The sequence below is a fragment of the Desulfopila inferna genome (genome assembly GCF_016919005.1).
GTDB classification, from domain to species: Bacteria; Desulfobacterota; Desulfobulbia; order Desulfobulbales; family Desulfocapsaceae; genus Desulfopila_A; species Desulfopila_A inferna.
The window spans coordinates 158,901-177,756 of record NZ_JAFFQE010000003.1 but is presented as its reverse complement, the minus strand read 5'-3'; the positions used below and the strand labels follow the sequence as shown (position 1 = coordinate 177,756).

Here is an 18,856-nt window from a genome sequence, read left to right as displayed (position 1 = left end):
CGCTGCAGCCGTCCGGGCTGCAAAGATCCGTGAACAGAGCTGTCCCGACCTTGAGCTGAGGATTAGGGATAACATAAAAAGAAATATTTCAGAGCAAATATCTCCAGTGTATCGCTTAGGCCTATCCAGCTCAGCTGGTTCAGTGTAGCGGGGCGTATTTGACTACTACCTTTTCCGGAGGCGAATAGCAATTTTTTTTGCTTACTCCAGCTTTGTAAAGTAGAGACTTTTTTTTGATCTTCTCAAAAGAGCTTAAAGAAAAGAAGGTGAGTCAAAAATATGACAACCGTATCGGTACGACTCAGCCAGATACTTCGTCAAAAATATGACTATCTGGTTTCAAATGAGGAACTTAGGTTCGTTCAAAGTCCAGCAGGGACCCAAACAGGTAAAAAGGGCAAAGTCGCTGACGAGCTTTATGTGTTTAAAATATTTATAAATAATGGAAGAAAGTGCTATGTGTTGCTGTCAGGGGTTTGGCTGTTGGCATGACTGTTGCATAGATGTGATTAAAAAGCTAAAGAATTCCCAAAGAAATGCCGAAATGTAAAATAAGGCATTTTAAGATATTACCAATTCTTTTGAGGTTTCAAATATGAAGGCGGCAGCAAAATTATCACTCGTTGAATCTGTGGAGCGGCAGTTGACGGATATAGACCGGGTTATGGTTGAGCTGGATCATTTTAAGAAGCAGACCGAACGTCTTGATCTTATGAACCGGTTGCATGCCCGGGTTGCCGGAGTCTTAAATCTTTCCGGAATGATAGAAGCTTATTCCGTCTGGCTGATGCCGCTGGTGGAGCATGAGCTTATCGGATACAGCAATGGCCTGCGTAAAAAACGGCATCTGTTCTGTTCAGGTCATGGTCCTAATAGAAGAAGAGCCATCGCCTTTGCCGAACAACTGATAGAGACCAAAGATGATTGCGAAGGCATCTATGAAGACGATCATGGGCATTACGCGCATAAGTGGCTCATCGAACGTGCCGATGACGCCGGGATCCTGCTGATACTTAAAAACGGTAAAAAACTGAGCGAAGAGCAGATCGATCTCATTAATGAGTCTCTGACCATCTTAACCGATTCGCTGCAGCGTGCTCTTGATTACGAAGATCTCTTTGAGCGGGCAAGCAACGATGCACTCACCGGGCTTGCCAACAGGAGGGGGTTTGAGGAACGGATTCACGGCATGGTAAACAGTGCAAAACGCTATAAGAACCCTTTAACCATGCTCTCCATGGATCTCGATAAGTTCAAAGATATAAACGACAACCTGGGGCACCTTGCCGGCGATGAAGTATTAAAGGCCGTTGCCGAGAAACTGCAGAATGCCGTACGCTCCTCCGATCTGCTGGTGCGAATGGGTGGAGATGAGTTTATTCTCGTTCTTGATAATACCGATAAATTCAGTGGGCGAATTTTGGCGGAAAGGCTGTGCAAGGCCGTTGATAAGCTGGATATCTGGGCCGACGTAAAAACCAAGCTCGGCATCAGTATCGGCCTGGCTCAGCTGGAAGAGGATGAAAGTCTTATGGAATGGCTGGACCGTACCGATGACATACTTTATCATGCCAAAGCCGAGGGACGCTCAAGAGTTGCGGTACGATAGCGAAAAAATGAGAACACCAAAAAGACGGCATACCCGGTGAGAGGGCGCCTTTTTTTTTTAAAAAAAAATCAAACTACCCCTGAAACTCAGTATCGCCAGGCCTTGAGCTGAGGGGGAATCAGGAAAAAATATACGGAGCTAATCGCTCAAAGTAATGGTAAGCGGGATGGCGTGCAGACCGTTGCTTTTCTGCTGAGTATATCCCAGAGACCAGTCGACACAATGAGCGGTGTCATTGAGGTCGCTGTCGACTCTCTGAACAACACCCTGCAGGTTGATCACGGGATGCCGGGAGAAGACAGCGGGCAGTCCCTGAGTGAGGTTGCAGGCCAGGCAGCGTCCGGGTCGCTCCTTGAGCTGCATTTCCAAATAAATATTGTTGCCGCTGCAGCCGCGATAGGCCAGACTGATATCGTAGGCACCTTCATCGGCATCTCCGAACAGAGCTTCAAAAAAAGCATTGGATCGGTCATTCGGGAAAATCTGCTGCAGATACTCTGGAGTGAACAATGCGTCAATTGCTTCTTTCATCATCGTTTCCTCACTATTTGAATTAACGGTTGTGTCCTGCTAAGAGATTTCTCTCTGCACGCTGGGCGCATAATATACCCTTAATTTCATCTTTGTCAACTGACGTTGCGCCGCCCATATTGCTGTGTTACATTAGTCTCCATGCATACAAATCTACCTCAATTCCAAGCAAATCAGAGCCATCCTGATATCAATCAGGAGCAGCTCAATCAGCAGCAGTATGAAGCTGTAACCACCGTTGAAGGGCCTGTGCTGGTGATAGCCGGAGCCGGCAGCGGCAAAACCAGGACACTGGTTTACCGGGTTGCCCACCTGATCAACAGCGGCGTGCCCCCGGAGAGGATCCTGCTCCTTACCTTTACCCGCAAGGCATCCCAGGAGATGCTCTGGCGTGCCGGACAACTGCTCAATGACTCCTGCAGCAGAGTGGTGGGCGGCACCTTCCACGGCATTGCCAATATGCTGCTGCGGCGTTATTCGGCCGCTCTCGGATTCGGTTCCTCATTCACCATCATTGACCGGGCCGATGCCGAGGGAATTATCAATCTGCTCAAATCCTCTCTCGGCTTGACCGGTAAGGAAAAACAGTTTCCTTCAAAGCGGGTCCTCATTAACATGATCAGCGGATCGGTGAATAAATCGCGGGATCTGCAGGATCTTGTCTTCGAGCAGTACAGCCACCTGAGCGAGCATCTCGATGACATTCTAACTCTGCAGAAACACTATACCGAGTTCAAGGTCAATCACGGTCTGATGGACTATGACGATTTGCTGGTGAACTGGAAGCGCTTGCTGATAGAGGATGAGGATGCACGCCAGGCGATTTCCGCCAGGTTTTCATATATCATGGTAGATGAATATCAGGATACCAACCTGATCCAGGCCGAAATCGTGCGGCTTCTGGCAACCACTCATAACAATGTGATGATCGTCGGCGATGACTCACAGTCCATCTATTCGTTCCGGGGTGCCGATTTCTACAATATTATGCGTTTTCCCAAGCTCTTTGAAGGAACCCGGATAATCAAGCTTGAGGAAAATTACCGTTCTACTCAACCGATCCTCTCGCTGACCAATGACATCATCAGGAACTCCACGGAAAAATATGCCAAAACCCTGTTCAGCCGCATCGAAGGAGATGTTCTGCCCAAGCTCTATGGGGGGGTGGACGAGCGGGCTGAGGCTCGTTTTGTGGCAGGGAAAATCAGGAAGTTCCACCAGGAAGGCATTGCCCTTGAGGACATGGCCGTTCTCTTTCGTTCAGGTTTTCATTCCTATAAGTTAGAGGTCGAACTAACCACCCACGGCTATGATTTTGAAAAGCGGGGAGGCTTGAAATTGACGGAATCCGCTCATATGAAGGATCTGCTTTCCTTCATGAGAATTCTGGTCAATCCTCTGGATACACTGTCCTGGAACCGTATTCTTTTACAGCTTGACAAAGTAGGGCCGAAGACCGCCCAGAAAATTTCCTCGACCATCGCCGGTCATGATGACCCGATAGCGGCCCTTGCCGCCTATCCTGCCGGCTCTGCCTGGAAAAAGGGAATAAAAAGGCTTGCCGAGCTTTTTCAACGATTGCGCCGGGAGGAATCGCCCGGTGCTCTGTTTGAACTGGCGATGCAGTACTACCAGCCATTGTTTGAGCAGATCTACAGAGATGATTATCCCAAACGGCAAAAGGATCTGGAACAGCTGAAAGGGATCATGACCTCCTATGATGATCTGCAGTCCTTTATTGACGACACCACACTGGATCCTCCCGAGAGTGAGAAGGATAACAGCTATATGGGTGACAAGCTGGTTCTCTCCACCATTCATTCCGCCAAAGGGCTTGAATGGGAGGTAGTGTTTGTAATTGGTCTTGCCGACGGCAGGTTTCCACATGCCGCCGCTACTATCGGTGATCAATGGGAGGAGGAGCGCAGGCTTTTTTATGTAGCAGCGACACGTGCCAAAAAACAATTATATCTCTGTTATCCCAAGGAAATGATGAGCTCCGATCGTCGTTTCAAGCGTGTCGGCATGTCGCCATTTTTGCGGGAAATATCCCCGGGACTGTGTCGGAACGTCGGAGATCCCCCGGGATCGATGCAGTCATCAGCTGATGTCCGGGAATCCTCGGTACCGGTTATCCCTAAGAGTATAAAACGTCCAAAACTGTCAATGGAAGATTTTTCCCCCGGCTGTAAGGTCAAACATCCTTTTTTCGGCAGCGGCACCGTAAAAAAGCTGACGAAACCCCGAACTCTTGATATACACTTTGACAGACATGGCCTGAAAACCCTCCACCTCGACTATGCCAAGCTGGAAATCGGCGGCTGACAGGGAGGCTGGAGTTCAGATTATTTGATGCCGCCGTTGTGCGGCAGAGTTGAGTCGGGGCGGGAAAAAACAGTGAATTATCAAGACGCGCAGGATTATCTCAATAGCCTGCAGATGCACAAGATTAAGCTTGGCCTTGAGGCCATGGAGAATTTTCTCGACAAAGTGTCACGACCGGACGAGGCTCTGCGCTTTGTCCATGTGGCCGGAACAAACGGCAAAGGCTCCGTCAGCGTCAATATAGCCACCGTCCTGGCCCATGCCGGATACAGAGTTGGGCTATTTACCTCTCCGCATCTCAGCTCCGTGCGTGAGCGATTCCGTATAAACGATCAATTTATCTCCGAAGAGAGTTTTACACGGCTTGCCGGACGCATCCGGGAAGTACTGGGAGAGGAGAAAATCACCTATTTTGAGTTCACCACAGCCCTTGCGCTGCTCTGGTTTGAAGAGTCGAAAGTGGATCTGGTGATTTTTGAAACGGGACTTGGGGGAAGGCTGGATGCCACCAATATAGTGGCCCCCCTGGTTACAGTGATTACCAATGTCAGCATGGATCATGAGGCCTATCTCGGCAATGATCTGCGCTCAATTGCCTCGGAGAAGGCAGGAATCATTAAAACAGCCGTCCCCATGGTCTGCGGCGCCGCTATGGATGTCAGCCTCGAGGTTATAGAACAGCGCTGCCGGGAGAAAAATGCACCGCTCTATCTTTACGGCAGAGAGTTCCTCTCCGTTGGTGAAACCGAACCAGGCATGTGGAGTTGGCGAGCGGAGAGCGATGAACTGCAGCAGCAGAACTTCAGCCATCTGCGCTGCGGTATGAAAGGCGACTATCAACGGGGCAACAGTTCGCTTTCCCTTGCTGTTCTTGTCCTCCTCAAAAAACACGGCTACCTCTTCTCCGAAAATGATGTACGGCAGGGACTGGCCGCTGTTCACTGGCCCGGCAGGCTTGAGTATATTGTCCTGCCCCGTCCTGACCGATTCGGGAGCAGTGCGGATGCAGGTGCCAAAGAAGCATTACGATATCTGATCGACGGGGCGCACAATCCCGCAGGAGTCTTGAGTCTGCAGCAGACTCTGGCCGGGGAGTATACCTATGATAAATTGATCGTCATCTGGGGTGCCATGGAAGATAAGGATCTGCGGCTGACTCTGCCGATAATTGCAGAAATGGCTTCTACTGTCATTCTGACCAAGCCGGAGGGCGAGCGGGCGGCTGACCCCGCCATGCTGCTGGCGGTCATTGATGATGATCTCAAAAAGCGCTGTCACCAGATCGTCAACGTCAGGGAGGCGCTTAATTTCGCGGAAGAACAGGCTATGGCGAACGACCTTATAGTTATTGCCGGTTCACTCTATCTTATAGGCGAGATCCGTTCCTATCTTGTTGGTGGGGTAGTTCCTGGTGAGTGACTTTCTTGAATTTGACGGAGTCGACGACGCCGAGATCAGACGGCAGAAGGCAAAAGCCAGAGAAATGCGCAAGACCCGTTGGTGGCAACAGAAAACATCAGCGGGCAAATGCTGGTACTGCGGCAGAAAAACAGCCTTTAAAGATTTGACCATGGACCATCTTGTCCCCCTTGCCAGGGGAGGAAAAAGTACCAGAGAAAATATCGTTCCCTCCTGTAAATCCTGTAATACCATTAAAAAATCAATGCTGCCTCTGGAATGGCAGGAATACCTGGAAAGGAAAAAATAGAATATTAATCCGGTTCCCGGTTGTGGCTATGGATTTTTCTTACCCCATTTCGAAAATAACCTTCTGATTAGTCCTTATCCTCCGCTCAGGGCTGGGGCTGCCCTTTTCAATCTTGCAGTCGGGATGGCTGCAGCGAGGCCTCCATGGACGGATTTATGACGTCCCAATGAAAAGAGCAGTCCCGGCCTGGACCAGAAAATGCTGAGTTTCAGGAGTAATCAAAAAATATTTACTGGACTTCATCGGGCAGGAGGGAAGGATTCCTGATTGCTTTTCCCTGAAGATCTTGACGAGGATCTGTATCCGTATTAAACTGTCCTACAGTTAAACAGTTTGATTCGAAAATAAAGGAATACATATGAACCTGAACTTTACTAAACTGGTGCCGGTTAAATCCTATGAGCACGTTGTCGAGCAGATCCAGAATGCCATTTGCGAGGGTACCCTGAAGCAGGGAGAGAGACTGCCATCCGAGATGAAACTGAAGGAGATGTTCTCTACCAGCCGTGGAACGGTCCGGGAGGCGCTTCGGGTTTTAGAGCAGAAAGGATTGGTTGGCATATCTACCGGGGTAAAGGGCGGAGCCACGGTAAAGGGTGCCAACACCGAGGCCATGAGCGACAGCATGGCTCTGCTTATTCGCCATCAGAAAGTTTCCCTGGAGCACCTTGCCGAGTTCAGGGAGTTCTTGGAAGTATATGCGGCGGAGAAAGCCGCAGAAATCGGTGATGGGATGGAAATTGCCGGGCTAAAGGGGATTATTTCTCAAATTCAAGCCTTGATTGAAACGGATCCACAGGACTGGGGTGAATTTCATCGCCTTGATGCCCTGTTTCATCAGAAACTGGCAGCAATGGCGGAAAATCCCCTTATCGAAGCCAATCTTGTCACCGTCCACGATAATATCCAAGGATATTTCCACAAATACCTACCCTTTTCCAGAGAGCTGCTGCATGAGGATTTTGAGCACCTTTGCGAAATTGCCGCAGCAGTTGAACGGGGTGACCGGGCGGCGGCCGGTAGATCCGCTCGGCAGCATATAGTTCGGTTCAGCGGGCTGATGAAGGCCAATATGCCGGAAAATGATGAAGCCGATACTGAAGTTACTTATAGTTTGAGTGAGCGCTAGAGAAATGGGAACAATATTTGCCATTAAAAAATATGCCATCCATGATGGACCGAATATCCGTACCACTATCTTTTTAAAAGGATGTCCGCTTTCCTGCCGCTGGTGTCATAATCCCGAAGGAATGGAAGGCAGGGTGGATCTGCTCTGGAATGGCAGCAGGTGTGTGGGGTGCGGAGAGTGTATCGCCAAATGTCCCACCGGGAGCCTGTCCCTGAAAAACCATAGTATAGTGCGGGACGAGCAGCAGTGTAGTCGCTGTTTGAACTGCGTCGAAGTTTGCCCGGCTCTGGCTCATGAATCCACGGGCTGGCAGACCGATGCGGCTGCCGTTATGGCGGAGATCAAAAAAGATATACCGTTTTTCGATGAGTCTGGCGGTGGTGTTACCTTTTCCGGCGGCGAGCCGCTTATGCAGCCGGAATTCCTTCTCGAGCTCCTGCGCTCATGCGGTGATCTGGGAATTCATCGGGCAGTTGACACCTGTGCTTTTGCTGCTCCTGCACAGCTTTTGGAGGTTGCCGATAACTGTGAGCTCTTCCTCATTGATCTCAAACATATGGACAGTGAAAAGCATAGACGCCATACCGCTGTACCTAATGAACGAATATTGAAGAATATCCGGATTCTCGCCGACAGAGGAAGTCTTATGATTATCCGTATTCCCCTGATAGAGGGGTTCAACAGTGATGAAGAGAATATTCGCCGCAGCGGAGAATTTCTGACATCGTTACCGACTCTTCCGCTGCGTGTCGACCTGCTGCCGTATCATAGTATAGCGGGAGGAAAATACAGAAAGCTGGGTCTTGCAGATCCTGATATCGAGCTACCGTCTTTACCTGCAGAAAGGGTTGGACAATGTGAAAAAATTCTGACGGAAATGAAATTAAAAGTCCAGGTTGGAGGGTGAGTATGAATGCCAGAATTGAAAGATTACGCAAAATTAGTTTTGAGACGCAGCCATCACTGTCAATAGAACGTGCCCTGCTTGAGACGGAGTTCTATCGGGAAAACAGCGGTAAATACTCTCTGCCTGTGTTGCGAGCCGAATTTTTTAAATATCTCTGTCAGAAAAAGACACTCTATATCGGTAGCGATGAGCTGATAGTAGGGGAGAGAGGACCGGCACCGAAAGTGGTCCCCACTTTTCCCGAACTGACCTGCCACAGTGGTGACGATCTGCGCATTCTGAACAGCAGGGAGATGACCAGATATACGATCAGCAAGGAAGATATTGCCACCTATGAGGAAAAAGTCATTCCTTACTGGCAGGGGCGATCGATGCGTGACCGTATCTTCAGCAAGGTGCCGGAGGACTGGCAGCGTGCCTATCGGGCCGGATTGTTCACCGAGTTTATGGAACAGCGTGCACCGGGTCATACCGTCCTGGACGGCAAAATTTACAAATATGGTATGAGGGACTGTCGGGAGATGATACGACAGAGCATAGACCGGCTCGATTACCTCAATGATCCCCTGGCCTCCGATAAATACGAGCAGCTTACCGCCATGGATATATCCTGCGAGGCAGTAGTCATTTTTGCCCGGCGTCATGCTGAGCTGGCCGAGCAGCTGGCGAAGCAGGAAGATAATGAGCAGAGAAAAGAGGAGCTTCTCGAGATCGCCCGTATCTGCAGATGGGTTCCGGAGAATGCACCGCGAACGTATCATGAGGCGGTGCAGATGTATTGGTTTGTGCACTTGGGCACCATCACCGAACTAAATGGCTGGGATGCCATGTCGCCCGGACACTTGGACCAGCATCTTCTGCCCTTTTATCAGCAGGGCCTGGAGGATGGAATTCTCGACCGGGCCAGGGCCAAGGAGCTGCTCGCCTGTCTGTGGATCAAGGTAAATAATCATACGGCACCTCCCAAGGTTGGTGTCACCGCCAGGGAGAGCGGGACCTATAATGACTTCACCCAGATAAACCTGGGCGGCCTGAACAGGGACGGCACCGACGCCGCCAACGAGGTATCCCTTCTTGCCCTGGAGGTTTCTGATGAACTACACCTTCTTCAGCCGCAGCCGAGCGTTCATATCAGCAGCAGGACACCGGATCATTTTCTTGATGCGGCTGCCAGGGTGATACGTAAAGGATATGGATATCCCTCGGTCTTCAATACCGACATGGTCGTTCTTGAACAGATCCGGGCCGGCAAAAGTGTCGAGGATGCCCGAGAGGGAGGTACCAGCGGCTGTATCGAAACGGGAGCCTTCGGCAAGGAGGCCTATATCCTCACCGGTTATCTCAATGTTCCCAAGATCCTTGAGATTACCCTCAATAACGGTATCGATCCCCTTTCGGGCATACAGGTTGGTATGCAAACCGGAGATCCTGGAAAATTCACGAGCTTCGAAGAGCTTTATCGGGCCTTTGACCGCCAGCTGGAATATATTGTCGATCTGAAGATCAAGGTGAACAACTACATCGAACGGATGTTTGCCAGGTATTCTCCAGCCCCTTTCCTTTCCGTGGTGATCGATGACTGCATTGAAAAGGGCCGGGATTATTATGACGCCGGTCCGCGCTACAACACCAACTATATTCAGTGTTGCGGCATCGGCACGGTGACTGACAGTCTTTCCGCCATCAAGACGCATCTCTACGATAAGGCCACAGTCACCTGGAAGGAACTGCTGGAGTGTCTGGAAAACAATTTTGCAGAAGCGGATGCCCTGCGTCTCAAGCTCTGCAACAAGACCCCCTTCTTCGGCAATGATGACGACCGGGCCGACGCTATCATGCAGCGTGTCTATGAGAGCCTGTTTACGGCGATTGACGGCAAACCCAATACCAAAGGAACCGTTTACCACCTCAATATGCTCTCCACTACCTGTCATGTCTATTTTGGAAAAATGCTTGGCGCTTCCGCCAATGGGCGTTTTGCCCATATGCCGGAATCCGACGGAACTTCACCGTCGCACGGTGCCGACAGGAACGGCCCAACTGCGGTGATTAAGTCGCTTGCCAAGATGGATCAGGTTAAATCCGGCGGAACCCTCCTTAATCAGCGCTTCCTGCCTGATGTGCTGGCAACGGATAGGGATCTGAAGAAGCTGACCGGCTTGATTCGCACCTATTTTCGCCTGGGGGGGCATCACATCCAATTCAACGTTGTCGATACCAAGACCCTGCGGCAGGCTCAGCAGACCCCCGATGAATTCAGGAACCTGCTGGTTCGGGTGGCGGGATACAGCGACTACTTTGTCGATCTTGACCGGGAGCATCAGGAAGAGATCATTAACAGGACGGAGCAGGAAATGAACTGAGAGGCTTCTTCTCAAAAGAAAAAGTAAACTTAACCCGCTCTAAAAACCGTGAGGGTAGCAAACTATGAAAGCCCCTTGCCGTGTTCATCTGGTTATTCTGCTGCTGAGTTTTTGGCTGATCACCGCTGCCTCCAGCGCACCCGTGGAGATGATGCTTCCCGAAGTGTATGCCGAAGGCCGCGACGTCACGGGCTGGCTGATCAGCGAAAAGCTCGACGGAGTTCGCGGCTACTGGGATGGAGAGCGACTATGGTCGAAAAACGGCAAGGTTTTCAACCCACCGGCGGCATTTATCCGGGATCTGCCCGATTTTGCACTGGAGGGAGAACTCTGGGGCGGTCGCGGAACTTTTGAAAAAACGATTTCGATCGTTTTAAAGGATGAAGCTCACGATGGCTGGCTGCAGCTCAAATTCGGTATTTTTGATGTACCCGAAGCAAGCGGGGGGTTCATGCGGCGCCTGGAAAAGGCCCGCGAATGGTTTGCAGAACATCCTTCGCCCTATGCCTTCCTGATCTCCCAGAACCCGGTGCGGCAGCAGGAGCATCTCCAGCAGGAACTACAGCGAGTGGAAGAGCTTGGCGGTGAAGGCCTGATCGTTAGAAAACCCGATGCTCTCTATGCCGGAGGACGCAGTAGCGAAATTCTCAAGGTCAAGGATTTTCAGGATGCAGAGGCGGTTGTGGTGGCTCACCTGCCCGGCCAGGGTCGAAATATCGGCAGACTCGGGGCTTTGCTGGTCGAATTGCCGGACGGCATCCGCTTCAAGGTTGGGAGCGGCTTCAGCGATGAAGAACGAGAGAATCCCCCTGCCATCGGCGAGCTCATCACCTTCAGGTATTTTGGTTACTACCTTTCCGGCATTCCCCGATTTCCTTCATTTCTGCGCATCAGGCTGGACAAAGATCTGTGAACAGATTGTACTGGAAAGACTACCTCAGGACTTGTGTAATATCTTCTAGCCCGGGCATGATCAGCTGCGTTTTATTGGTGGTCGGCGCTTGGAATAGAATTCCTGTAAGATAATCGACCCTACGATCAGAAAGAGTCCTATAAATGTAGCCTGATGAATTTCTTCTCCGATGATGAGCCACAGGAAGAAAAGGGAGAGGAAGGGCGAAATATAGATAAGGTTGCCGATCCGTGCCGCGCTGCTGCTCATTTGCAGGGCGCTGAGCCAGAGGACGAAGGTGATGCCCATCTCAAAGAGACCGATGTATATAAGCGGAAGAAAGGCTTGCATTGAAGGAATATGCAGACCGCCAAAGAGAGGACTGAACAGTGTGGCATAGAGAAGGCCGAAGCAAAATCCCAGGAAAAGTTTGAAAACCGGAGCAAGACCATCCCTGGCATTGACTAGCCAGAACACCGCCCAGATAACGGTAGAGGTGAAGGCGAGCATCACTCCGGCCAGACTCACTCCTGCAAAGGCAGTCATCTCACCCCGGGTGGCAATGACAATGGCACCGCAGAAACTCACGGCAAGAGCGAGAAGCTGAACGCGGCTGAGACTTTGTTTAAGGATGGGCACAGAGAGCAGCGTAAGGGCCAGGGGCCAGCCGTAGTTGAGCGACATAGCGATTTGTCCCGGAAGAAGGGAGTAGGCCTTGAAGAGGACAAGATAGTAGAGAAAGGGGTTGATAAAACCGAGAAGGGCCGCCATGACCCAGGATTTAGTCTTTATATTTTTAAGCTTGCCAAGTTGACCCTGCAGGGTCAGGATGACCAGCAGAGCAATGGTGGAAAAAAGGGCCGAATAGAAAAGCAGGATGAAAGGAGTGACATATTGCAGGGCTATCTTGAAGGCCGTTGCCGCCGTGCTCCAGAGAAGCACCGCCAGCACAGTGAAGAGGTATGCCTGTGACTGTTTCTGCATTGATTGCTTATATCTATCAGCCTTGCCGGCCGGTCCTTTCATTTAGTGCGGTTTGCATTCTTTCTGGTCGCTGTTGCGATTTCAGGCTGCATGACAATGACTACCTTATTCACCACGGTAGGCTTTGACAATGGGCTCATCCATCTGCACGGTATTCGCGTCGCCGCTTTCTCGAAGTCGGCGCATATCGCAGATTCTCGGCGACTTAATGGCATCTTACGGGGTTATCATTTTTTAACCGCTGCACGATATCTTGGTAAAAACGGCTGATTTACTTGCTAGTTTTTTTTAGAAGATCTATCATTAACAGACGGTTTTAGCCATTGTGATTATTAAATTAACTTATCTTTGTCAAGCAGCTTTATGGAAAATCTCTTTCACAGAGTGAAGCAGAATCGAATATACCAGGATGTTGCTGAGCAGATCCAGACACTGATTCTTGAAGGTCATGTCGTGGCGGGAGAAAAACTCCCGTCAGCAAGAGAGTTATGCGACATGTTTCAAACCAGCAACGGCATACTTCAGGAGGCTCTTAAAATTCTGGAGCAGAAGAGCCTTGTCGAGATTCGTCCCGGCATAAAGGGAGGAACCTATGTTAAAAATGCCAGTGCTGAATTGATGGCTGAAAACCTGGCCATGCTGATACGCTCTCATACGATTTCGTTGCAGCATCTTGCCGAATTCCGTGAAGGGATCGAGGGGGCAGTTGCGGCACTTGCTGCTTCCAGGTCAATGGCTGCTGATAATCAAACCCTGGTCAAACTCATCGACGAAGCCGCCCGGTGTCGTGAAGAAGGACTTTCCGGCTGGAACAGATTTGTCCAGGTGGATGAGAAGATCCATACCGAAATCGCCCGCATTGCCGGTAATCCCCTCTATAACTTTGTGCTGCACTCCATCTATGATAATATCCATCGCTATTACGACAAATTTTTACCTGCGGGTGAAGTGGAAATGGAGGAGAACTTTCAGGACCTGCAGCTTATTGTCCAGTCTATCGCCGCTGGAGAAAGCGACAAGGCACGGCAATTCGCTATCCATCATGTCCGGCGGTTCAGCAGTTACCTGGAGCAGAAAAAGCGTCAGAACCCCGAACTGTGAATCAGCAGTTATCGATTTGTGTGCTTCCCTGCTGAGATTCTCAGCTGATCTGTAGCTCCTTATATTAGTTTCCGATATCAGTCTGAAATTTCATCCCCACCGGTACAGGGTGACAGATCGGGACATTGCAAAATACTTATCTCCGATCACGCCCGCAGTTATTCACAACCCTTTTCCTCATCATTGCAGGTGTATTGCCAGTCTCTTCCTGTATCAAAATCACTGATATTCTCAATTCATAATAGTTAAATACAGTCTGGTCTTCTTCTGGGAAAGGCTTTTTCTCTTGACATGGTAAAATGGTTTATTGTAAACAGAAGATAACGTTGTTACTCTAATTATTAACAAAAGTAACTATAGTTCTAATATATGACATAATTACAGTTACATGATTTTGATAAAGATTAATAACAGCATTTATTGGAGAGCGGGTAGGCAATGGAGTCGTATGTTGATTAAAGGGTTAAGTGTTGGTAATTCTTTGAAAAATAGTTATAGATATTTTGGGCAGATTTTAATTATCTTAAACTCTGGTAACAACAGTTATTCAATCTGATGTACAGTACCTTTTTGATGCATATCAGGTATATGGTGCCTAGGTTTTGATGAAACAATGACCGGGGAGGAGCATAAAAATATGTCCGTTGACAAACGAGAAATACTAAAGCGCAAGAAAGAAAAAATTTCTCAGGGCGGAGGTCAGGAAAGGATCGAAAAACAGCATGCCAAGGGCAAAATGACAGCCCGGGAGCGTCTGGAATATTTCTTTGATAAAGGAACGTTTATTGAGATGGATGCCTTTGTTAAAAACAGATGCACTCGTTTCGGCATGGACAAAATGGATTTCGAGGGTGAATCCGTGGTTACCGGCTATGGCATGGTGGATGGCAGGCTGGTGTATGCTTTCTCCCAGGACTTCACCATTACTGGAGGCGCCCTTGGTGAGATGCATGCCAGAAAGATCGTCAAGGCAATGGATGGTGCCGTTAAAGTCGGTGCTCCCGTAGTTGGACTGAATGATTCCGGCGGTGCCAGGATCCAGGAAGCAGTGGATGCCCTGTCGGGCTATGGAGATCTCTTTTTCAGAAACGCCATTTATTCCGGAGTGATTCCGCAAATTTCCGCAATCATGGGCCCCTGTGCCGGTGGTGCAGTGTATTCACCCGCCCTGACCGATTTTGTCTTTATGGTTGACAAGACATCGCAGATGTTCATCACCGGGCCGCAGGTTATTAAAACTGTAACCGGGGAGGTTGTTTCCGCAGAAGACCTTGGGGGTGCCATGACCCACAACAGCACCAGCGGCAATGTACATTTTCTTGCAGAGAGCGACAAACACTGTCTTGATTCTATCCGTAAACTTCTGGGATTCCTGCCCTCGAATAATATGGAAACCGCCAGGCGTACTGAGGCGGCAGGTGATTTAAACAGGCAAATCGAAGAACTCAACGATTTGATACCGGACAGTCCCAACAAAGCATATGACATACATGATGTCTTCAGGCCGATTATCGACAACGAAGACTTTTTTGAATACCAGCCCTACTTTGCCAAAAATCTGGTTGCCGGTTTTGCCAGAATCAACGGTAAATCAATCGGCATTGTTGCCAATCAGCCGCAGGTTATGGCTGGATGCCTGGATATGAATGCCGGCGATAAGGCGGCAAGGTTTATCAGAACCTGTAATGCTTTTAATATACCCCTGCTCACCATAGTCGATGTCCCGGGTTTTCTTCCCGGCATAACTCAGGAGCACGGCGGCATTATCCGTCATGGTGCCAAGATTCTTTATGCCTATAGTGAAGCCACAGTTCCCAAGGTTACCCTGATTACGCGGAAGGCATATGGCGGCGCTTATGTCGCCATGTGTTCAAAGTCTCTGGGGGCGGATATGGTTTTTGCCTGGCCTTCAGCCGAAATTGCCGTCATGGGTTCTGATGGGGCGGTCAATATCATCTTTAAAAGGGATATTGATCAAGCAGAGGATAAGCAGGCGACCCGGCAAAATATTCTTCGGGAATATGCTGCTGAATTTGCAACGCCCTATAAAGCAGCGGAACGGGGTTTTGTCGATGATGTTATTGAGCCTCAGGCAACCCGGCAGCGAGTTATAGATGCCTTCAACATGCTGGAAGGGAAGCGGGAAAAAAGACCGGCAAAGAAGCACGGCAATATGCCGCTTTAGAACCTTACAGATTCTTTTCTTGTTTTTTTGCAAGAAAATAATTTGCTTAAAGGTTCTTATCCAGCTCTGCTGGATTGTTACCTAGCAGATCCGTTTCTTGTTAAATTTGTAGAAACACTGTCTAAAACTTCCCAGCTTAGCTGGGTCAGTATCGGAGGAAGCATGAATACAGTAGAGCTGCTGGCAAAATTCGCCGACCCCGAGATTATAAAAACGCTGTCCCTCTCGGAAAAGCTGATAGCCGGGTTGGTCGTTACTTTTCTGGGGATGGGGATTACTCTCATTTCTCTGGTGATCCTCCAGATTGCCATAGCTGTCATGGCCAGGTTGACTGCCGGGACGCCAGTTCCGGCTACGAATGTAATTCCCCGGGAAGACAGCAAAGATGAGGTGATCAATGATGAAGAGATTGTCGCCGCGGTCACTGCGGCAATCGCCCTGCAATTGAAGACATCGGTAAGTAATATCATTATCAGAAATATCGAAAAAATCGAGGAGCCATCCTCTGCATGGCAAAAGGCGGGCATCGCCGAGCAGCTGAATAATAAATTGTAGTCCTTTTGGAGGTTTGCGACATGAGAAAATTCCGTGTGCTGGTAAACGGCAATGAATACATGGTTGCCATCGAGGAACTGGCGGAAGAGGGCAATGAGCTAAGCGCAACCGCCGCATCACCGCGGAAGGTTATTCCTGCCAATAACCCACAGACCGGCGCAGAAACGCCGAAAGTAGCAGTTGCGAAGAAAGAGCCGGGAGGCAATTCGCAAGGCAGTATTGTTGCCGCCTTGCCCGGCACCATTCTGAATGTCCTGGTCAATGTCGGGGATAAGGTGGAGCGGGGGCAATCCCTGCTGGTCCTCGAGGCTATGAAAATGGAAAATGATGTTAAGGCGCCTAATGACGGGGTGGTCAAGGAAATTTCAGTGGCCAAGGGTGCTTCCGTAAATTCCGGAGATCTGCTCATGGTGTTGGCGTAAAACGAGAAGGAGACAGGCTATGCTGGAAGCATTATTCCAATTTTTGCGAAATACCGGATTTTATGGCTTGACCTTCGGTGCGGTGCTGATGATCGGCGTTTCCTGCCTGCTGCTTTATCTGGCGATCGTCAAAGGATTTGAACCCCTGCTGCTCGTTCCCATTGCCTTCGGGGTACTGCTGACAAACCTTCCTTTTGCCGGTCTGATGGCCCCGCCGGTGCTCGAGATAACCGACAAGATAGTCCATACCGCTGAGCCCGGAGGGTTGTTGTATTATCTCTACCAGGGAGATCATCTGGGAATATTTCCACCCCTGATTTTTCTCGGTGTCGGGGCAATGACCGACTTCGGTCCGCTTATAGCCAACCCCAAATCACTGCTGCTTGGCGCTGCGGCCCAATTCGGTATATTCATCACCTTTATGGGGGCAATAGCCTCTGGTTTATTTACTGCGCAGGAAGCCGCATCCATCGGCATTATCGGCGGAGCGGACGGTCCGACGGCAATTTTCCTCTCTTCGAAGCTGGCCCCTCATCTGCTGGGTGCAATAGCAATTGCAGCTTATTCCTACATGGCATTGGTGCCAATTATTCAGCCGCCGATCATGCGGCTGCTGACCACCAAAAAAGAGCGTGGTATCAAGATGGAGCAACTGCGCGAGGTGTCGAAGAAAGAGAAGATCCTCTTCCCCATCATCGTTACCATTGTCGTTTCCCTTATCGTTCCACCGGCGGCGACTCTGGTGGGCATGCTGATGCTTGGGAATCTCTTCAGGGAGTGCGGGGTGGTCGGACGTCTGGAAGATACGGCAAAGAATGCCTTGATCAATATCATCACCATCTTTCTCGGCGTTACCGTTGGCGCAACAGCGACGGCGGAACAGTTTCTCAAGGTGGAAACGCTTGCTATTCTGAGCCTGGGCATCGTCGCTTTTGCCATTGGAACCGCCTCCGGTGTATTGTTGGCAAAGCTGATGAACATGGTGATGAAGATTGATATAAATCCATTGATTGGCTCTGCGGGTGTTTCGGCGGTTCCCATGGCTGCCCGAGTCTCACAGGTGGTGGGCCAGAAAGAAGAGCCTACAAATTTTCTGCTGATGCACGCCATGGGGCCCAATGTAGCGGGAGTTATCGGATCTGCCGTGTCGGCAGGGGTTTTACTTTCATTGTTCGGCAACTGACCGGATGGAGCCGAGGAAGCATAGTGTTACTAATACCAATTATTTTTCCATTGACGGTCATATTGTTTATAAGTTAATACATAAAGGTAACAATGTTATTCGAAAGTACATACAGTACACTTCAAGATCTTCAGCTTCATGATTTCTTTAAATGGAGTGAGCGGGCATTGTCTTTGTCAGCAGGTGGACTGTAGAGGATGGCAGACCGGTCGAAAAGGGGCCTGCCGGTATATAACCTGCGTTGCTTCATGGAATCTGGATCATGCTATGGAGTGAAGCCGGCTTGAGAAAAAATGGACAGGTTGATAATGCAAGATGAATTAAATCCCGAAATACGAGCGCGTCTCGAAAAGGCGGTATTGGAAGTCTTTTCCCATTCCGATTTCCACAAAGCCTCCATCCGTGACATTGCTGAAAAGGCTGGGGTGAGTTTTACCACGATTTACAAACATTACGGCAGCAAGGAACGACTGGTTTTTGCTTTTGTGGATGTCTGGATGGGTAAGCTCACCGATCGAATTGTTGATCATCTTCAAGGGATCGAAGATCTTAAAGAGAAGCTGCGCAAGGTATTCTGGCTGCAGCTTGACTACTATGAGAGGCACGAAGGCCTGGGACGTATCGTTTTCATGACCTTACCTATGAAAACCTGGATGGCCGATAAAAACTTTGAGCAGCGCAGAATGATGAACCTGATGGTCGATGTTCTGCGCCAGGGACAGGAAGAAGGAATACTCAACAATAAAGTTCGAGCCGGTGTACTGCTTGATTTTATAATGGGTTTTGTGCAGCGCAGTTTTTTCATGTGGATTCAGCGGGGCAAAAAAGAGAGCCTTGCCGGGCAGGCGAATGAGTTGTTCGAGATGGTCTGGCAGGGAATGGCTCAACCACAATCAAAAATACAGGGCAAATAGAACGGCAAACAGCTTTTTTGAGACAGGAAGCACGCACTTGAAAGGCAA

The 18,856-nt window shown here is 49.6% G+C and carries 18 protein-coding genes; 16 read left to right on the top strand and 2 right to left on the bottom strand.

All coding sequences use genetic code 11. From position 1 onward, the window contains the following. The first annotated feature begins 279 nt into the window (after positions 1-279). Together JWG88_RS09065 and JWG88_RS09060 are read left to right on the top strand one after the other, a co-directional pair. Positions 280-492: a hypothetical protein gene (locus JWG88_RS09065; RefSeq protein WP_205233411.1), complete on the top strand. Its 213-nt coding sequence runs from the start codon at positions 280-282 to the stop codon at positions 490-492. Positions 493-595: 103 nt separating this feature from the next. After that, on the top strand, positions 596-1,609 hold the full coding sequence (locus JWG88_RS09060; protein WP_205233410.1) for a GGDEF domain-containing protein: 1,014 nt from the start codon (positions 596-598) through the stop codon (positions 1,607-1,609). A 138-nt stretch (positions 1,610-1,747) separates the two neighbouring features. On the opposite strand, the gene JWG88_RS09055 is transcribed toward JWG88_RS09060, so the two are convergent. Then, positions 1,748-2,143 (bottom strand): pancreas/duodenum homeobox protein 1, encoded by a 396-nt coding sequence (locus tag JWG88_RS09055; protein WP_240194361.1) that lies wholly within the window; start codon positions 2,141-2,143, stop codon positions 1,748-1,750. A gap of 138 nt (positions 2,144-2,281) precedes the next feature. Between JWG88_RS09055 and JWG88_RS09050 the strand changes: the two genes are divergently transcribed. From JWG88_RS09050 to JWG88_RS09020, 7 genes are all read left to right on the top strand, one after another. Next, a complete protein-coding gene (locus JWG88_RS09050) occupies positions 2,282-4,465 on the top strand; it encodes an ATP-dependent helicase (RefSeq protein ID WP_205233409.1) in 2,184 nt (727 codons plus the stop codon). Positions 4,466-4,537: 72 nt separating this feature from the next. Then, positions 4,538-5,884 carry a glutamate ligase domain-containing protein gene (locus tag JWG88_RS09045; protein ID WP_205233408.1) on the top strand — a complete coding sequence of 449 codons (1,347 nt, stop codon included), beginning with the start codon at positions 4,538-4,540 and terminating at the stop codon, positions 5,882-5,884. Beyond that, complete coding sequence (locus JWG88_RS09040; protein ID WP_337833115.1) at positions 5,877-6,173, top strand: HNH endonuclease; 297 nt, start codon at positions 5,877-5,879, stop codon at positions 6,171-6,173. Before JWG88_RS09045 ends, JWG88_RS09040 begins: the two co-directional genes overlap by 8 nt. Before the next feature lie 358 nt (positions 6,174-6,531). Beyond that, complete coding sequence (locus tag JWG88_RS09035) at positions 6,532-7,302, top strand: FadR/GntR family transcriptional regulator (protein ID WP_205233407.1); 771 nt, start codon at positions 6,532-6,534, stop codon at positions 7,300-7,302. A 4-nt stretch (positions 7,303-7,306) separates the two neighbouring features. Continuing rightward, positions 7,307-8,209 (top strand): glycyl-radical enzyme activating protein, encoded by a 903-nt coding sequence (locus JWG88_RS09030; RefSeq protein ID WP_205233406.1) that lies wholly within the window; start codon positions 7,307-7,309, stop codon positions 8,207-8,209. Positions 8,210-8,211: 2 nt separating this feature from the next. After that, on the top strand, positions 8,212-10,572 hold the full coding sequence (gene hypD, locus JWG88_RS09025) for a trans-4-hydroxy-L-proline dehydratase (protein ID WP_205233405.1): 2,361 nt from the start codon (positions 8,212-8,214) through the stop codon (positions 10,570-10,572). Positions 10,573-10,636: 64 nt separating this feature from the next. Beyond that, entirely contained in the window at positions 10,637-11,485 is an 849-nt protein-coding gene (locus JWG88_RS09020; RefSeq protein ID WP_205233404.1) for a DNA ligase, read from the top strand. Positions 11,486-11,545: 60 nt separating this feature from the next. On the opposite strand, the gene JWG88_RS09015 is transcribed toward JWG88_RS09020, so the two are convergent. Next, positions 11,546-12,490 (bottom strand): DMT family transporter, encoded by a 945-nt coding sequence (locus JWG88_RS09015; RefSeq protein ID WP_205233403.1) that lies wholly within the window; start codon positions 12,488-12,490, stop codon positions 11,546-11,548. Between the two features lie 54 nt (positions 12,491-12,544). On the opposite strand from JWG88_RS09015, the gene JWG88_RS09010 reads away from it, so the two are divergent. The 7 genes from JWG88_RS09010 (at position 12,545) to JWG88_RS08980 (ending at position 18,808) form a co-directional block, all read left to right on the top strand. Then, positions 12,545-12,718 (top strand): hypothetical protein, encoded by a 174-nt coding sequence (locus JWG88_RS09010; protein ID WP_205233402.1) that lies wholly within the window; start codon positions 12,545-12,547, stop codon positions 12,716-12,718. Between the two features lie 93 nt (positions 12,719-12,811). Next, positions 12,812-13,549 carry a FadR/GntR family transcriptional regulator gene (locus JWG88_RS09005; protein ID WP_205233401.1) on the top strand — a complete coding sequence of 246 codons (738 nt, stop codon included), beginning with the start codon at positions 12,812-12,814 and terminating at the stop codon, positions 13,547-13,549. 637 nt (positions 13,550-14,186) lie between these two features. Beyond that, positions 14,187-15,734: an acyl-CoA carboxylase subunit beta gene (locus tag JWG88_RS09000; protein ID WP_205233400.1), complete on the top strand. Its 1,548-nt coding sequence runs from the start codon at positions 14,187-14,189 to the stop codon at positions 15,732-15,734. 162 nt (positions 15,735-15,896) lie between these two features. Beyond that, positions 15,897-16,289, top strand: coding sequence for an OadG family transporter subunit (locus tag JWG88_RS08995; RefSeq protein WP_205233399.1), 393 nt, complete (start codon positions 15,897-15,899; stop codon positions 16,287-16,289). 20 nt (positions 16,290-16,309) lie between these two features. Beyond that, on the top strand, positions 16,310-16,711 hold the full coding sequence (locus tag JWG88_RS08990; RefSeq protein ID WP_205233398.1) for a biotin/lipoyl-containing protein: 402 nt from the start codon (positions 16,310-16,312) through the stop codon (positions 16,709-16,711). Between the two features lie 19 nt (positions 16,712-16,730). After that, entirely contained in the window at positions 16,731-17,894 is a 1,164-nt protein-coding gene (locus tag JWG88_RS08985; protein ID WP_205233397.1) for a sodium ion-translocating decarboxylase subunit beta, read from the top strand. A gap of 308 nt (positions 17,895-18,202) precedes the next feature. Further along, positions 18,203-18,808, top strand: a complete 606-nt coding sequence (locus JWG88_RS08980; RefSeq protein ID WP_205233396.1) for a TetR/AcrR family transcriptional regulator — start codon at positions 18,203-18,205, stop codon at positions 18,806-18,808. Positions 18,809-18,856: the final 48 nt, after the last annotated feature.

What these genes read in the sequence shown, in the direction of transcription:
- JWG88_RS09065 (WP_205233411.1), top strand. Translation starts at nt 280, where the DNA reads ATGACAACCGTATCGGTACGACTCAGCCAGATACTTCGTCAAAAATAT.
- JWG88_RS09060 (WP_205233410.1), top strand. Translation starts at nt 596, where the DNA reads ATGAAGGCGGCAGCAAAATTATCACTCGTTGAATCTGTGGAGCGGCAG.
- JWG88_RS09055 (WP_240194361.1), bottom strand. Translation starts at nt 2,143, where the DNA reads ATGATGAAAGAAGCAATTGACGCATTGTTCACTCCAGAGTATCTGCAG.
- JWG88_RS09050 (WP_205233409.1), top strand. Translation starts at nt 2,282, where the DNA reads ATGCATACAAATCTACCTCAATTCCAAGCAAATCAGAGCCATCCTGAT.
- JWG88_RS09035 (WP_205233407.1), top strand. Translation starts at nt 6,532, where the DNA reads ATGAACCTGAACTTTACTAAACTGGTGCCGGTTAAATCCTATGAGCAC.
- JWG88_RS09030 (WP_205233406.1), top strand. Translation starts at nt 7,307, where the DNA reads ATGGGAACAATATTTGCCATTAAAAAATATGCCATCCATGATGGACCG.
- hypD (WP_205233405.1), top strand. Translation starts at nt 8,212, where the DNA reads ATGAATGCCAGAATTGAAAGATTACGCAAAATTAGTTTTGAGACGCAG.
- JWG88_RS09020 (WP_205233404.1), top strand. Translation starts at nt 10,637, where the DNA reads ATGAAAGCCCCTTGCCGTGTTCATCTGGTTATTCTGCTGCTGAGTTTT.
- JWG88_RS09015 (WP_205233403.1), bottom strand. Translation starts at nt 12,490, where the DNA reads ATGAAAGGACCGGCCGGCAAGGCTGATAGATATAAGCAATCAATGCAG.
- JWG88_RS09010 (WP_205233402.1), top strand. Translation starts at nt 12,545, where the DNA reads ATGACTACCTTATTCACCACGGTAGGCTTTGACAATGGGCTCATCCAT.
- JWG88_RS09005 (WP_205233401.1), top strand. Translation starts at nt 12,812, where the DNA reads ATGGAAAATCTCTTTCACAGAGTGAAGCAGAATCGAATATACCAGGAT.
- JWG88_RS09000 (WP_205233400.1), top strand. Translation starts at nt 14,187, where the DNA reads ATGTCCGTTGACAAACGAGAAATACTAAAGCGCAAGAAAGAAAAAATT.
- JWG88_RS08995 (WP_205233399.1), top strand. Translation starts at nt 15,897, where the DNA reads ATGAATACAGTAGAGCTGCTGGCAAAATTCGCCGACCCCGAGATTATA.
- JWG88_RS08990 (WP_205233398.1), top strand. Translation starts at nt 16,310, where the DNA reads ATGAGAAAATTCCGTGTGCTGGTAAACGGCAATGAATACATGGTTGCC.
- JWG88_RS08985 (WP_205233397.1), top strand. Translation starts at nt 16,731, where the DNA reads ATGCTGGAAGCATTATTCCAATTTTTGCGAAATACCGGATTTTATGGC.
- JWG88_RS08980 (WP_205233396.1), top strand. Translation starts at nt 18,203, where the DNA reads ATGCAAGATGAATTAAATCCCGAAATACGAGCGCGTCTCGAAAAGGCG.